Origin of the sequence: Enterobacter asburiae (assembly GCF_024599655.1) — a bacterium.
Lineage (GTDB): Bacteria > Pseudomonadota > Gammaproteobacteria > Enterobacterales > Enterobacteriaceae > Enterobacter > Enterobacter asburiae_D.
Genome location: NZ_CP102247.1, coordinates 2,944,173 through 2,959,091 on the forward strand (window position 1 = coordinate 2,944,173; position 14,919 = coordinate 2,959,091).

The following is a 14,919-nucleotide window of genomic DNA, read 5'->3' on the forward strand; positions in this document are numbered from 1 at the left end:
GAAGGAAGAGACAATGAATCACTACACGCGCTGGCTTGAGCTAAAAGAAGCCAATCCGGGTAAATACGCGCGCGACGTCGCAGGGTTAATGAACATCAGCGAAGCGGAGCTGACCTTTGCCCGCGTGGGTCACGACGCCTGGCGACTGCGCGGTGAAATCCGCGAGATCCTGGGCTCGCTGGAGGCAGTGGGCGAAACCAAATGTATCTGCCGCAACGAATACGCCGTTCACGAACAGGTGGGGAACTTCACCAACCAGCACCTGAACGGCCACGCCGGGCTGGTGCTGAACCCGCGCGCGCTGGATCTGCGCCTGTTCCTCAACCAGTGGGCGAGCGCGTTTCACATCAGCGAAACCACCGCCCGCGGCGAGCGGCAGAGCATTCAGTTCTTCGACCACCAGGGCGATGCCCTGCTGAAGGTCTACGCCACGGATAACACCGACGTTTCCGCCTGGGGCGACGTGCTGACCCGCTTTATCTTTGCCGACAACCCGCCGCTGGCGTTGAGGATGGCCGATGCCCCGGCTCACGCTGAAAACGCGGATGCCGCGCTGGTGGATAAAGAGTGGCGCGCCATGACCGACGTTCATCAGTTCTTCAGCCTGCTCAAGCGCCATAACCTCAGCCGCCAGCAGGCGTTTCGCCTGGTGGGTGACGATCTGGCCTGCCGGGTAGAAAACACCGCGCTGGCGCAGCTGCTGGAAACGGCGCGTCAGGACGGTAACGAAATCATGGTCTTCGTGGGTAACCGCGGCTGCGTGCAGATCTTCACCGGCGCGGTGGAAAAGCTGGTGCCGATGAAAGGCTGGCTGAACGTCTTTAACCCAACCTTTACCCTGCATCTGCTTGAAGGATCCATTGCAGAAACCTGGGTCACGCGCAAGCCGACGGCTGACGGGCATGTCACCAGCCTGGAGCTGTTTGCCGCCGACGGGACGCAAATCGCCCAGCTGTACGGTCAGCGTACGGAAGGCGAACCGGAGCAGAGCCAGTGGCGCAGCCAGATTGACGCCTTAACGGCGAAAGGGCTGGCCGCATGAAACGGTGGCTTGCCCTGCTCAGCGCCCTGCCCCTGCTGGCGTCTGCTGCGCCGCAGGAGAAAATCGTTACCCTCGGCGGCGACGTCACCGAGATTGTCTACGCCCTCGGCGCGGCCTCCTCGCTGGTGGCGCGCGACAGCACCAGCCAGTGGCCGCAGGCGGCGAACGACCTGCCTGACGTGGGCTATCTGCGCCAGCTCAATGCGGAAGGGATCTTATCCATGCGCCCCACGCTGGTGCTGGCCAGCGCTCAGGCGCAGCCGTCCCTGGCGCTAAAGCAGGTTGAGCAAAGCCACGTCAGGGTGATCGCTGTTCCTGCCGGTAACGACCTGAGCGTCATTGACGAAAAGGTGCGGATCGTCGCTGAAGCGACGCACCGCGAGGTCGAGGGGGAGGTCCTGCGCAAGACGCTGCGCCAGGCGCTGTCGGCGCTTCCCGACTCACCGCTCAATAAGCGGGTGCTGTTTATTCTCAACCACGGCGGGATGACCGCGATGGCCGCCGGGCAACAGACCGGCGCAGATGCTGCCATTCGTGCGGCGGGGCTGCAGAACGCGATGCAGGGGTTCACCCGCTATCAGCCGCTGTCTCAGGAAGGCACGATCGCCAGCCGACCCGATCTGGTGGTGATTTCTCAGGACGGTCTCAGCGCCCTGGGCGGTGAAGCGAATCTGTGGACGCTGCCCGGCCTGGCGCAAACCCCGGCGGGACGGAATAAGCAGCTGCTGGCGATTGACGATATGGCGCTGCTGGGCTTCAGCGTGCGAACGCCGGAAGCCATCCAGCAGCTGCGTGCCAAAGCGGAACAGCTGCCCTGATGTCCCGGCGGATAACCTTATCGTTATGGATGCTGACCGCGATCCTGACCATCATGACGCTCGCAGCGACCGGGGTTGGGGCATTACGCCTGCCGGTCAGCCTGCTGTGGGACGGCAGCGACGAGGCGCTGCGTCAAATCTGGCTGACGATCCGCCTGCCCCGCGTGCTGCTGGCGCTGGCGATCGGCGGTTCACTGGCGCTGGCGGGCTGCGTGATGCAGGGGCTGTTTCGAAATCCGCTGGCGGACCCGGGACTGCTCGGCATCAGCAGCGGCGCGGCGCTCGCCGTTGCGCTGTGGGTGGTGCTTCCGCTCTCGCTGCCTGCCCTGGTGATGCTGTACGCCCCGATGCTCGCGGCGTTTCTTGGCGCGCTGGCCGCCACCTTCGTGATTTTCCTGCTCAGCCGACAGCGTGACGCCTCCCTGTCGCGCCTGCTGCTGGTGGGAATTGCCATCAACGCCCTGTGCGGCGCGGCCGTCGGGGTGCTGTCATGGCTCAGCAATGATGCCCAGCTTCGCCAGCTTTCGCTCTGGGGAATGGGCAGCCTCGGGCAGGCGCAGTGGTCAACGCTGCTGGCCGTCGCGTCACTGATGGTCCCCACCGCGCTGGTTATCTGGCGTCTGGCAGGCGCCCTCAACCTGCTGCAGCTGGGCGACGAAGAGGCGCATTACCTCGGCGTGGAGGTTGCCGCCGTGCAGCGGATCCTGCTGCTGTGCAGTGCCCTGCTGGTGGCTGCCGCCGTGGCGGTCAGCGGCGTGATCGGCTTCGTCGGCCTGGTGGTGCCGCACCTGGTGCGCATGTGGCTGGGAGCCGACCACCGGGCCGTGCTCCCCGGCTCGGTGCTGGCCGGCGCGCTGCTCCTGCTGGTTGCCGATACGCTGGCGCGCAGCGTGGTCGCCCCGGCGGAAATGCCGGTCGGCTTATTGACCAGCCTTCTCGGCGCGCCGTGGTTTCTGTGGCTTATCTTTCGTCGCGGAGGTGCGCATGGCTGAACGCTACTGTGCAGAAAACCTTGTTTTTCGCGCCGGACAACGCACGCTGATTAACGACGTGTCGCTGACCTTATCTCAGGGCGAGCTGGTGGCGCTGATTGGCCCCAACGGCGCCGGGAAATCAACGCTGTTGCGGCTGCTGACCGGCTATCTTAAACCTGCGGGCGGACGGTGCAGCCTGGCGGGTACATCGCTTGCGGCCTGGCAGCCGGACAGGCTCTCCCGCTACCGGGCGGTAATGCGCCAGAACACACAGCTCGGATTTGACTGGCCGGTTGAGGCGGTCGTCGGTATGGGGCGAGCGCCCTGGACCCGCACGCCTGAAGCGTCGGTTATTGAGGAGGTCATGGCCGTCACCGGCTGTTTACCGCTGGCAGGCAGGCAGTTTGCCGCACTCTCCGGCGGCGAGCAGCAGCGCATCCAGCTCGCCCGCGCGCTGGCTCAGCTCTGGTGCGACGGCGCGCCGCGCGGCTGGCTGTTCCTTGATGAACCCACGTCTGCGCTGGATCTCTATCACCAGCAGCATCTGCTGCGCCTGCTGAAGTCCCTGACCCGTCGGGGGCATCTGCACGTGTGCGCGGTGCTGCACGACCTTAATCTGGCGGCGCTGTGGGCGGACCGCATCCTGCTGCTGCATGGCGGCACAATCGTGTCCCAGGGAGCACCGGAAACCGTTTTACAGGCCGACGCGCTGGCGCGCTGGTACGGCGCGCAGGTGATCGTCGGCAGGCATCCGGCTCACGCCGCGCCTCAGGTGTTTCTCGCCCCCTGATCGGGCTGGTAAAAATCTTTCAGGGTTTCCAGCAGGGCATGGGCCGCCTTAGAGAGCTGCGTGTGCCCTGGATGGATCGCTCCGATACACTTTTCAATGGGTGGGCTGTCCAGCGGAATACAGACCGCGCCCAGCGACGCCATCTGCGTCTCGCACAGCGCCGGGACGGCGCTGCCGCCCAGGCCACTCGCAACCATTCTCCCGACCGTCACCAGCTGGTGACTTTCCAGCGCGACATCCAGCTTTCTGCCGCTTCGCGCCAGCTCCTCCTCCATCATCAGACGCACCGCAGAGGGGCGCTGCAGGGTGATGAAATCCAGCGTCAGCAGCTCTTCCCAGGTCAGGCGCTTTTTGCCCGCCAGCGAGGAGTCTTTCGGCACAATGGCAACAAACCTGTCGAGGCCCAGCGAGGTAAACAGCAGGTTGTGCGTCGGCGCGGGCTCAAAGGCGATGCCCATCTCGACCCGCCCTTCCCGCACCATCTCGATCACCTGCTCGTTAATAACGTCATGCACGGTGACGTTGACCCCGGCATGACGATCGCGAAATGCCTTTAGCACCTCGGGGAGGACATTCGCGGCAAACGACGGCATGGCGGCGACCGAGATTTTACCGCGCTGCAGGGTAAAGCACTGGTGCATCGCCTCTTCGACGTTATCCCAGTCGGCAAGCAGCTGGCGCGCCATGGGCAAAAACGTCTCCCCCTCTTGCGTCAGCGCGACCTTGCGCGTGCTCCGCAGCAGCAGCGGTCCGCCGAGCGTGTCCTCAAGCGCTTTAATGGTCAGGCTCAGGGCCGGCTGGGAAAGATTCAGCCGTTCGCTGGCGTGCGCGAAATTCAGAGTGTGAGCTACCGCTAAAAACGCGCGTAACTGTTTGACACTCATTCTCACTTTTCATCCTGTTAACTAATTGAAAAAATTTAGTTAACAGGAAATTAATAAAAAAACCAAATGAGTGGGTCACAAATTCAAAATTAACAAATGAGTCGCCGCCCCTAATGATACCGGCACGGTTAACGGGAGGGATGACTATGGCGGGACTGGATAAGCGCGTCGGCAGCTATGCGCAGGCGCTGGATGGGCTGACGGACGGGATGACCTTGCTGGCGGGCGGCTTTGGCCTGTGCGGTATTCCGGAGAACCTGATTGCAGAGGTCAGACGCCGTCAGGTGAAAGACCTGACGGTGGTATCAAACAACTGCGGCGTGGACGGTTTCGGTCTCGGGCTACTGCTCGAAACGCGGCAGGTTCGCAAAGTGGTGGCCTCTTACGTCGGCGAGAACGCGCTTTTCGAGCGGCAGGTGCTGAGCGGCGAACTGGAGATTGAACTCACGCCTCAGGGCACGCTGGCGGAAAAGGTGCGCGCGGGCGGCGCGGGCATTCCGGCATTTTACACGGCCACCGGCTACGGCACGCCCGTGGCTGCCGGCAAAGACGTGCGCCAGTTTGCGGGGAAGCACTACATCCTTGAAGAGGCCATTACCGGTGATTTCGCGCTCATTAAGGGCTGGAAAGCGGACTGGTACGGCAACGTTGTCTATCGGCATACCGCGCAAAATTTTAATCCGCTGATGGCAACGGCGGGCCGGATAACGGTCGTCGAGGTGGAAGAGATCGTTCCTCCGGGCGAGCTGCCCCCGTCGGCCATTCATACCCCGGGAATTTACGTCGACAGGCTGATAGTCGGCCAGTTTGAAAAACGCATTGAACAGCGCACGCTGCGCGTGGAAGGAGTGTGACGATGTTAACCCGTGAACAGATGGCCATGCGCATCGCCCGCGAGCTGCGCGACGGTTACTACGTCAATCTGGGGATCGGCATCCCTACCCTGGTAGCGAACTACATTCCGGACGGGATGGACGTGATGCTCCAGTCGGAAAACGGACTGCTGGGGATGGGGGCCTTTCCTGACGAGCAGAGCCTTGACGCCGACATGATCAACGCCGGTAAACAGACCGTGACCGCGCGCACCGGTGCGGCCATTTTCGACTCGGCCCAGTCGTTTGCCATGATCCGCGGCGGTCATGTCGACCTGACCGTACTGGGCGCGTTTGAAGTGGACGTCGAGGGCAATATCGCCTCGTGGATGATCCCCGGAAAGATGGTGAAAGGCATGGGCGGCGCGATGGATCTTGTCGCCGGGGCGCAGAACATCATTGTGGTGATGACCCACGCCTCGAAAAGCGGTGAGTCAAAGCTGCTGCCGCGCTGCACGCTGCCGCTCACGGGCGCGGGCTGCATCCGTCGGGTCTTAACCGACCTCGCCTTGCTTGAGATCGAGAACGGCGCGTTCGTCCTGCGCGAATACGCCCCCGGCGTCAGCATCGACGAAATTGCGGCTAAGACGGCCGGGAAAATGACCGTGGCGGACGACGTTCGCGAGATGCGCTTCAACTGAGGACTCACGATGAAAGAGGTCATGATTGTCGGGGCAACGCGAACCCCTATTGGCAGTTTTCGCGGATCGCTATCGTCCCTTTCAGCGGTTGAGCTGGGGGCCGCCGCGGTGCGGCACCTGCTGGAGAACAGCGGTCTTAGCGCAGAACAGGTAGATGAACTGATTTTCGGACAGGTGCTGACGGCCGGGTGCGGACAAAACCCTGCGCGCCAGACGGCCATCACCGCCGGATTGCCCGTCAGTACGCCGGCGACAACGGTCAACCTGGTGTGCGGCGCGGGCTTAAAGGCGGTGCAGCTCGCCGCGCAGGCGATCCGTAGCGGCGACGCGGATGTGGCGATTGCTGGCGGTCAGGAGAGCATGAGCAGCGCCCCCTATCTGCTGGACGGCGCGCGTTCAGGGCTGCGTTTTGGCCATACGGGCCTGCAGGACAGCATGATTACCGACGGTCTGTGGGACGCTTTCAACGATTACCACATGGGGATCACCGCTGAAAACGTCGCCCGTGAGAATGACATTTCCCGCGAGCAGCAGGACGCCTTTGCCGCCCGGTCGCAGCACAAAGCGGCCTCCGCCATCGAAGCGGGCCGCTTTGACGACGAGATTGCGCCGGTGACGGTGAAACAGGGTAAAAAACCGCCGCTTATCGTCCGCCGTGACGAACAGCCCCGGCCAGGCACCACCGCTGAGCAGCTGGCGCAGCTGCGCCCCGCTTTTTTGCAGGTGGAAGGCACGGTCACGGCCGGAAATGCGTCAACGCTCAACGACGGTGCCGCTGCGGTGCTGCTGATGAGCGGCGAAAAGGCGCGGGAGAGCGGTTTGCCGATCCTGGGTCGCATCGTGAGCTACGCCGTAACGGGCGTTGACCCGTCGGTGATGGGCATCGGTCCGGTCAGCGCCTGCCGGACGGCGCTGTCGCGGGCGGGCTGGACGCTGGATGACGTGGACCTCATTGAAGCCAATGAGGCCTTTGCCGCCCAGGCGCTGGCGGTGGGCAAGCAGCTCGGCTGGGATGAGCGCAAGGTGAACGTTAACGGCGGCGCTATCGCCCTGGGTCATCCGATTGGCGCCTCCGGCTGCCGCATCCTCGTGACGCTGCTGTACGAAATGAAGCGCCGTGACGTTAAAAAAGGGCTCGTCACCCTGTGCGTAGGCGGCGGGCAAGGCATTGCTCTCACCGTCGAGCGTTAAGCATCTCGTTGGTACCCGAATAATAATTAAAGTGAGGAGTCGTAATGAGTGTGTTAATTGCCCTGGCGGCGCTGGCGCTGCTGATGCTGGCGGCCTATCGCGGATACAGCGTTATTTTGTTTGCGCCGATTGCGGCGCTCGGCGCCGTGCTGCTGACCGATCCGGGTGCCGTCGGCCCGACGTTTACCGGCCTGTTTATGGAAAAGATGGTGGGCTTCGTTAAGCTCTACTTCCCGGTATTCCTGCTGGGGGCGGTGTTTGGCAAGCTGATTGAGCTTTCCGGTTTCTCACGCTCCATCGTCGCCGCCGCGATTCAGATCCTCGGTCGTCGCCACGCCATTCCGGTGATTGTCCTGGTGTGCGCGCTGTTAACCTACGGCGGCGTGTCGCTGTTCGTGGTGGCGTTTGCGGTTTACCCTTTCGCCGCGGAGCTGTTCCGCCAGAGCGGTATCCCCAAGCGGCTGATCCCGGCCACCGTGGCTCTGGGGGCATTCTCGTTTACCATGGACGCCCTGCCCGGCACGCCGCAGATCCAGAATATCATCCCCACCAGCTTCTTTGGCACGAACGCCTGGGCCGCGCCGTGGCTGGGGCTTATTGGCTCTCTGTTTATTATCGTCTTTGGCCTGCTCTGGCTGGAGCGCCAGCGTCGTAAGGCGTTCAATAACAACGAAGGTTACGGCACGGATCTGAAAAATGAGCCCGAAACGCCGGATAACATTAACCTTCCGCACCCGCTGATTGCTATCTCCCCGCTGCTGGTGGTGGGCATACTGAACCTGCTGTTTACCCGCTGGATCCCCGGCTGGTACGGTACGACCCACGAGCTTACCCTGCCCGGACTGGCGAAACCGATTGTGACCGAGGTGGGCAAGATCACCGCCATCTGGGCCGTGGAAGCGGCGCTGATCTCCGGTATCGTGCTGGTGCTGATTTTTGGCTTTCGCAATATCCGGGGGCGTCTGGCTGAAGGCAGCCGGACCGCGGTGAGCGGTGCCATTCTGGCGGCGATGAATACCGCCTCTGAGTACGGTTTCGGCGCGGTGATCTCCGCCCTGCCCGGGTTCCTGGTGTTATCCAAAGCGCTGGCGGCCATCCCCAATCCGCTGCTGAATGAGGCCATCAGCGTGACGGTGCTTGCGGGGATCACCGGCTCGGCGTCCGGGGGGATGAGTATTGCGCTCGCCGCCATGTCCGACTCGTTTGTCGCCGCCGCCCACGCCGCCAATATCCCGCTTGAGGTGCTGCACCGCGTGGCCTCAATGGCGAGCGGCGGGATGGATACGCTGCCCCATAACGGCGCGGTGATTACCCTGCTGGCGATTACCGGCCTGAGCCATCGCCAGGCCTACGGCGGCATTTTCGCGATCACCATTATTAAAAGTCTGGCAGTGCTTTTTGTCATTGCCGTGTTCTATCTGACCGGCATTGTGTAAGGAGAGAAAGATGAATCTGAACGGTAAGACCGCACTGGTCACAGGCTCGACCAGCGGCATTGGGCTGGGGATCGCCCGCGTACTGGCGAAGGCCGGGGCACAGCTGATCCTCAACGGTTTCGGCGACAGCGAATCAGCAAGAGTTGAAATTGCGCAACTGGGCAAAACGCCGGGCTATCACGATGCAGACCTGCGTGACGTGCTGCAAATTGAAGCCATGATGCGCTACGCCGAATCGCAGTTTGGCGGCGTGGACATTCTTGTCAACAACGCCGGGATACAGCATGTCGCCCCGGTTGACGCGTTTCCGGTGGAGAAATGGAACGATATTATCGCCATTAATCTCTCCTCGGTATTTCACACCAGCCGGCTGGCGCTGCCCGCCATGCGCGAGAAAAACTGGGGGCGCATCATCAATATCGCCTCCGTTCACGGGCTGGTCGCGTCAAAAGAGAAGTCAGCCTACGTGGCCGCCAAGCATGGCGTAGTGGGCTTTACGAAATCGCTGGCGCTGGAAACCGCCCGCACCGGTGTTACCGCCAATACCATCTGCCCAGGCTGGGTACTGACGCCGCTGGTGCAACAGCAAATTGATAAGCGTATCGCAGAGGGCGTGCCGCCGGAGCAGGCGCGCGATCTGCTCCTTGCAGAGAAACAGCCTTCGGGCGAGTTTGTCACCCCTGAGCAGCTGGGTGAACTGGCGCTGTTTTTGTGCAGCGACAGCGCCGTGAACGTTCGCGGCGCCGCGTGGAATATGGATGGGGGATGGGTTGCGCAGTGATTTCCAGGCCAGGTAGGCGACGCCGCCACCCGGCAAACAGGGTTAGCTTGAGCAGCTGACCTCCAGCCGCTTGCCCCAGTCAGGGGGGCGGCTGACGTAGTCATCATCCCGGTCGGCAAACGGCGTGCGCAGCGCCAGATGCAAACGGTGTAGCTCGTCGTATTCCCCCTGCTCTGCCTGCTCAATCGCCCGCTGCGCCAGCCAGTTGCGCAATACCATCGCGGGATTCGTCGCGTTCATCTGCGTCTGGCGGACAGCGTCGTCCACCTGCTCCTGCTGCAGCCGCGTGCGGTACTGGGCAAACCAGTCGTCAAACGCCTGCCTGTCAATAAACTCGTCGCGCAGCGGCGAGGCCGCGCTGTGCTGCTCCGTCTGGCCCAGCATCCGGAAGGTACGGGTATAATCGCTGCCCTCACGCGCCATCAGGGCAAACAGACCGTTGAGGATGTCGTTATCGCCCCTCTCCTGCGTCATCAGCCCCAGCTTGTTGCGCATCAGCGTGCCATATTCCCGCAGTAATATGTCCTGATAGCTGTCGAGCGCATCGTTGAGGGCATCAACGTCGATGAACGGCGAAAGGGGTTGCGCAAGCCGCTGCAGGTTCCACAGGCCAACCGCTGGCTGATTGTCAAAGCTGTAGCGTCCCTGATAGTCGGAGTGGTTGCAGATATAGCCGGGCTGATAATCGTCCAGGAAACCAAACGGACCGTAATCAAAGGTCAACCCGAGGATCGACATGTTGTCCGTATTCATCACGCCATGGGCAAAGCCTACCGTTTGCCAGCGGGCAATCAGGGCTGCGGTTCGGGCAACCACGTCCCTGAACCAGAGAACGTATTTATCCGCCTCGTCCTGCAGATGTGCCCAGTGGTGACGAATGGCAAAGTCAGCCAACTGGCGAACCTTGTCCGGCTCGCGGCGATAGTAAAAGTGCTCAAAATGGCCGAAGCGCAAATGGCTTTGCGCAATGCGCATCAGCATTGCCCCCTTTTCTACCGTTTCGCGCACTATCGGCGTATCGCTGGTGACAATCGACAGCGCGCGGGTAGTGGGAATACCCAGGGCGTGCATCGCTTCAGACGCCAGGCTTTCACGGATCGTTGAACGCAGCACCGCGCGCCCGTCGCCCATTCGCGACCAGGGAGTAAGGCCTGCGCCTTTCAGGTGCCAGTCAACCGTCTCCCCGTTGGGAAGCTGTTGTTCACCGAGCAGGATCCCCCTGCCGTCGCCCAGCTGCCCCGCCCAGACGCCAAACTGATGTCCGCTATAGACCTGAGCCAGAGGTTGCATACCGGCGAGAAGCGTTTCACCGCCCCAGACGCCTGCGCCCTCTGAACGCTGAAACAGCTCATGCGGAATGGCCAGCTCTTCTGCCAGCAAATCGTTATGCCAGATAAGGCGTGAATTTTGTAACGGTGTCGGTTTGAGTGCGGTGTAAAAGCCAGGCAACTCGTCATGCCAGTGAGCGGTAAAAGACAGGGTCATAGGTCCTCCTGCTTTTAGTGTAGAGGGTTTACCCGGACTTAAACACGGGCGAAAGCAAGGGTTATCGCTGCTGAACCAGCGTAGTGACGTGTTCTGCAGAGACGGCTGGCCAGAGTGCCCCCTGCATGGCGCCAAAATTGAAGGATAAAACGCGTTGCAACAGGCCGTGGTCGTCAATGCCCGAGACGATCACTGACTGGCAGTGCGGCGTGATTTGCCAGAGGATGGCGCGCATAAAAGGCTCAAAAGAGAGCTCCGGAGCACGCTGCTGAATGAAGCCTTTATCAAGGATGACCCGTTTAAATAATCCATCATAGACCGCTTTGAGCGATGCGGCGCCTGCGCCAAAGTTTGCCAGGACCAACGGGAAATGGATTGCCATTCTCGCCAGCTGCAGGTCGTCCTTACCATTATTTAAACCTGGATAATTCTCATTAACAGTAAACTCAAGAAACGGATAACGCTCAAGGATTGAAACAGCGTTTCCATTACTTAATAAAAATTCAACTATTGCAGGTGTAATATTGATCCATGCAATTAACTGATGCTGAATAAAAAACAGTTTACAGGTATCAAGCAATTGCAGTTTTTCGTTAAACAGCGCTAACTCTTCAGCCGCTGAAAGCCGAGGGATAACAAGCTCAGTGGGGATCCGCACATCGCTGCCGACGCCAGTAAAGTTAACCAGAATTTCTAAACCTTTAAGCTCACCTGCGCTATTACGGGCAGGTAAAAGCAGCAGTTCAGACTGGTAAGCATTATCTAGCGTAATAATCATTGCACTCGCCCCGCATTAAAGATGAGAGAGGACATCCTGGAGCAATTGCCGACACAATTCCACTGTCTTGATTTTAATAAGATTAATTTCATTAGTTCCGTATTAATTTTCAGATTTATCCCTGAATCTAAAATAATTTTATCCTGGTTGCAGAATAATAGCCAGTTTTAGATAAAACAGACACATGCAGGATTCGCTAATTTTAGGCAAATTTAACTTTAAGCATCTTATTTGAGAAAAAACGGCATGATTTATTACTGACCATGCCGTCTTAAGAGAAGTATCCGACTAAAGACTATATACGTCGTGCCTGCCAGAAATTTTTACGCCAGTAAACATTATCAAGAGAAGAGCGCATAACGCCGCGGCTGGTCGAGGCGTGAATGAACTGATTGTCTGTATCATATATGCCCACATGGAGACCGCTTTCACCCGATCCGGTTTTGAAGAAAACCAGGTCCCCGGGCAGAAGATCGTCTTTATCAATTTCAGTGCCAATTTCTGCCTGTTTGCGCGTTTCGCGCGGAAGCTGTAAATCAAACTTATCGCGAAACGTCATCAGCACGAATCCGGAGCAATCCACGCCGCCGCGGCTCATTCCGCCGTAGCGATAAGGCGTGCCGCGCCAGTTGCTCAGCTGATCGTTAAGGCTGGCAATGACGGTGATCGAATCTGAAAGCCGTGGGTTAGGCGGCGGCGCACGATGGCTACTGCATCCCGCAAGAAAGAGTGTGGCCATCAGGAGAAACCAGAATCGCATTTTCAGACGAATCCTCTGCTTTTTTTGTTCTTTTCGTAATTTAGCGTGCAATTGTGCTAAGAGGCAAGAAACGGTTACGACTGCCCGGTAGAAATCAGCATCTTATGTCCCTCTATATCCAGCCTGCGGAACGACATGTTGTACGCGCGGGCAAGATGGGGTGGCGTAAGAACCCTATCTCGCGCACCGCTGGCGATCATCTTTCCCTTCGACAGCAGCCACACCCGGTGGGCATGACGCAGGGTGTGGTTGAGGTCATGGCTGCTCATCACCACGGCGATCCCTTTTCGGCTCAGGGCGCTTAGCAGCGTATCCAGTGCCGCCTGCTGCGCCACGTCCAGACCGCTCATGGGCTCATCGAGGAGCAGCATCCGCCCGTGAGGATTGCCTGCCGGGTGGATCTGAAGAATGACCGCCGCCAGGCGCACCCGCTGCCACTCTCCGCCGGAAAGCTGGCTGGCGTGCCGGGAGAGTTTATCTTCCAGCCCGAGCGCTGCGGCCACGTCCGTCAGGAGTGACGTTTGTTGTTTGTCGTGCAAATGCAGCATCAGATAGTGCCAGACCGGCATCGCAAAGGGCGGCATCTGCTGCTGCACAAGGTAACTGCGCCGATGCGCCAGCGAGACCGGCGTCCAGTCGGCGAGCGTATGCTCCAGCAGCGTTATCTGCCCTTCTCCGTCGGTCATGCCTGCCATCCGTGCCAGCAGCGTGCTCTTCCCCGCACCGTTTGGCCCGACAAGATGCAGGATTTCGCCCGCATTGACGGTACCGGTTATCGGCTCCAGACGTTCCTTCTCGGCAACGTCCGTGAGCTGCATCAGCAACGACATTATTTCGCCAGCGCCAGCTTGATCGATTCCATGACGATCGGATCCTCGGGGGTCATATCCGGCGAAAAGCGCTGAACCACCTGGCCGTCGCGACCAATCAGGAACTTTTCAAAATTCCACAGGATATCGTCCGGGTAAAGCGGCGCGCGGCCTTTGCTGGCCATGCGTTCATAAAAACCGCTTCCTTCAGGCGCAACGGCCTTCGGCGCGGCAGCGATCAGCTTCGCATACAGCGGATGGCGGTCTTCACCGTTGACATCGATTTTGCTGAACATCGGGAACGTCACGCCATAGGTGGTGCTGCAGAAGGTTTTAATCTCCTCTTCGCTGCCCGGCTCCTGGCCGAGGAACTGGTTGCACGGGAAGCCCAGCACGGTGAAGCCGTCTTTCTCCCAGGCCTTCTGAATGTTTTCCAGCTGCTCGTACTGCGGCGTCAGGCCACATTTGGATGCCACGTTGACGATAAGCAACACGTTGCCTTTGTAGCCTTCCAGCGTGGTTTTCTCGCCGTCAATGGTGGTCACTTCGGTATTCAGAATATTAGTCTGCATAGCATTCCCTCAGATTGTCTTACAGCTAGTTGATTTAACGTCCAGCTTTTAATAGTAGCCAGATAAATACCGGCGCGCCCAGCGTGGCGGTCACCACGCCAATCGGCAGCTCTGCGGCCGTCAGGGCAAGCCGGGCGATGATATCGGCCACCAGCAGCGTGACGGCCCCGGCAACCGCCGAGGCCGGAAGCAGAGTCCGATGGTCCGTGAGGCCACACAGGCGCAGCATGTGCGGAATAACCAGCCCGATAAAACCGATCGCGCCCGCCAGAGCCACGCTGACACCGACCAGCCAGCCAATGGCGATCACCAGCACATTACGCCAGAACGCAATCGGCATGCCGAGCTGGCGGGCAGAGGTTTCACCCAGCGCGAGCATATTCAGCGGCTGCGCCTGCAGGGCAGCCCACACGATGACCGGTACCAGCAGCGCCATCAGCCAGCCCTGGTGCCAGTCAACGCCCCCAAAGCCGCCCATCATCCAGTACATCAGCTGACGCAGGTCAAAGGAGGTTGAAAAGTAGACCGCCCAGGTCATCAACGCGCTGCAGATGATCCCCAGCGCCACGCCGGCAAGCAGCAGACGGCTGGTCGATAGGTGCCGTCTGGCGAAGCGAAGAAGGATTGCTGTGATCAGTAGTGCGCCGAGAATAGCGCTCAGGCTAATACTCCATCCGGAGAGTTCTCCCCCGCCCAGCATCACCGCCGCAATCAGACCCACGCCAGCTCCGTTCGACACGCCGAGTAGCCCGGGCTCCGCCAGCGGGTTATCAAACAACGCCTGCATAATGGTGCCGCACAGCGCCAGCGCGGCCCCCACCAGAACCACCGCGACGGTGCGCGGCAGGCGAATTTGCCAGACGAAGAGCTGCCCGTCCGGTCCCCACCAGCTTTCAGGCCCTATCCATCGGTCTCCGGCGCAGAGGCTCACGGCTGCGGCGACAATGAGCAACAGCACCAGCAAAAGCAGGCGACGCTTATCAGAACGGTGCTGGCGGTGGGCATAATCAAGCATGGGTACGGTTTTAGTAGCGTGAGATGTAATTGATTTTACGGCGGGTTTGCCGGAGTGCGCAAAGAAAAAAG

16 protein-coding genes are annotated in these 14,919 nt (G+C 60.2%); 9 read left to right on the top strand and 7 right to left on the bottom strand.

Annotation, left to right across the window (positions count from 1 at the left end):
* Nucleotides 1-13 precede the first annotated feature (13 nt).
* Genes chuS through NQ230_RS13995 form a run of 4 tightly spaced genes read left to right on the top strand, consistent with a single transcriptional unit; the run spans nt 14 to nt 3,624 of the window.
* The gene (gene chuS, locus NQ230_RS13980) at nt 14-1,042 is read left to right on the top strand and encodes a hemin-degrading factor (RefSeq protein WP_213821745.1); all 1,029 of its coding nucleotides are present in this window, start codon (nt 14-16) and stop codon (nt 1,040-1,042) included.
* Nucleotides 1,039-1,860 carry a heme/hemin ABC transporter substrate-binding protein gene (locus NQ230_RS13985; RefSeq protein ID WP_257258032.1) on the top strand — a complete coding sequence of 274 codons (822 nt, stop codon included), beginning with the start codon at nt 1,039-1,041 and terminating at the stop codon, nt 1,858-1,860. Before chuS ends, NQ230_RS13985 begins: the two co-directional genes overlap by 4 nt.
* On the top strand, nt 1,860-2,852 hold the full coding sequence (locus NQ230_RS13990; protein ID WP_213821743.1) for a FecCD family ABC transporter permease: 993 nt from the start codon (nt 1,860-1,862) through the stop codon (nt 2,850-2,852). Before NQ230_RS13985 ends, NQ230_RS13990 begins: the two co-directional genes overlap by 1 nt.
* Nucleotides 2,845-3,624, top strand: coding sequence for a heme ABC transporter ATP-binding protein (locus NQ230_RS13995; protein WP_159513942.1), 780 nt, complete (start codon nt 2,845-2,847; stop codon nt 3,622-3,624). The genes NQ230_RS13990 and NQ230_RS13995 overlap by 8 nt, the downstream gene beginning before the upstream one ends.
* On the opposite strand, the gene NQ230_RS14000 is transcribed toward NQ230_RS13995, so the two are convergent.
* A complete protein-coding gene (locus NQ230_RS14000) occupies nt 3,603-4,514 on the bottom strand; it encodes a LysR family transcriptional regulator (protein ID WP_257258033.1) in 912 nt (303 codons plus the stop codon). The two genes, NQ230_RS13995 and NQ230_RS14000, sit on opposite strands and share 22 nt — an antisense overlap.
* Before the next feature lie 140 nt (nt 4,515-4,654).
* Between NQ230_RS14000 and NQ230_RS14005 the strand changes: the two genes are divergently transcribed.
* From NQ230_RS14005 to NQ230_RS14025, 5 genes are read left to right on the top strand one after another with little or no spacing between them, the layout of a single operon-like run.
* Nucleotides 4,655-5,362 (top strand): CoA transferase subunit A, encoded by a 708-nt coding sequence (locus NQ230_RS14005; protein ID WP_121423446.1) that lies wholly within the window; start codon nt 4,655-4,657, stop codon nt 5,360-5,362.
* 2 nt (nt 5,363-5,364) lie between these two features.
* Complete coding sequence (locus NQ230_RS14010; RefSeq protein ID WP_257258034.1) at nt 5,365-6,021, top strand: CoA transferase subunit B; 657 nt, start codon at nt 5,365-5,367, stop codon at nt 6,019-6,021.
* A gap of 9 nt (nt 6,022-6,030) precedes the next feature.
* Entirely contained in the window at nt 6,031-7,212 is a 1,182-nt protein-coding gene (locus NQ230_RS14015; RefSeq protein ID WP_257258035.1) for an acetyl-CoA C-acetyltransferase, read from the top strand.
* 44 nt (nt 7,213-7,256) lie between these two features.
* A complete protein-coding gene (locus tag NQ230_RS14020) occupies nt 7,257-8,648 on the top strand; it encodes a GntP family permease (RefSeq protein ID WP_257258036.1) in 1,392 nt (463 codons plus the stop codon).
* A 10-nt stretch (nt 8,649-8,658) separates the two neighbouring features.
* Nucleotides 8,659-9,429, top strand: a complete 771-nt coding sequence (locus tag NQ230_RS14025; RefSeq protein WP_213328527.1) for a 3-hydroxybutyrate dehydrogenase — start codon at nt 8,659-8,661, stop codon at nt 9,427-9,429.
* Nucleotides 9,430-9,471: 42 nt separating this feature from the next.
* On the opposite strand, the gene selO is transcribed toward NQ230_RS14025, so the two are convergent.
* The 6 genes from selO to btuC form a co-directional block, all read right to left on the bottom strand.
* Entirely contained in the window at nt 9,472-10,914 is a 1,443-nt protein-coding gene (gene selO, locus NQ230_RS14030) for a protein adenylyltransferase SelO (RefSeq protein WP_257258037.1), read from the bottom strand.
* A gap of 61 nt (nt 10,915-10,975) precedes the next feature.
* Nucleotides 10,976-11,692, bottom strand: coding sequence for an EAL domain-containing protein (locus NQ230_RS14035; protein WP_023335378.1), 717 nt, complete (start codon nt 11,690-11,692; stop codon nt 10,976-10,978).
* A gap of 295 nt (nt 11,693-11,987) precedes the next feature.
* Nucleotides 11,988-12,452 (bottom strand): C40 family peptidase, encoded by a 465-nt coding sequence (locus NQ230_RS14040; RefSeq protein ID WP_023335377.1) that lies wholly within the window; start codon nt 12,450-12,452, stop codon nt 11,988-11,990.
* A 74-nt stretch (nt 12,453-12,526) separates the two neighbouring features.
* Nucleotides 12,527-13,282, bottom strand: a complete 756-nt coding sequence (gene btuD, locus NQ230_RS14045) for a vitamin B12 ABC transporter ATP-binding protein BtuD (protein ID WP_257258038.1) — start codon at nt 13,280-13,282, stop codon at nt 12,527-12,529.
* The gene (locus NQ230_RS14050; protein ID WP_196365908.1) at nt 13,282-13,833 is read right to left on the bottom strand and encodes a glutathione peroxidase; all 552 of its coding nucleotides are present in this window, start codon (nt 13,831-13,833) and stop codon (nt 13,282-13,284) included. The genes btuD and NQ230_RS14050 overlap by 1 nt, the downstream gene beginning before the upstream one ends.
* Nucleotides 13,834-13,867: 34 nt before the next feature.
* Nucleotides 13,868-14,848: a vitamin B12 ABC transporter permease BtuC gene (gene btuC / locus NQ230_RS14055; protein WP_257258039.1), complete on the bottom strand. Its 981-nt coding sequence runs from the start codon at nt 14,846-14,848 to the stop codon at nt 13,868-13,870.
* Nucleotides 14,849-14,919: the final 71 nt, after the last annotated feature.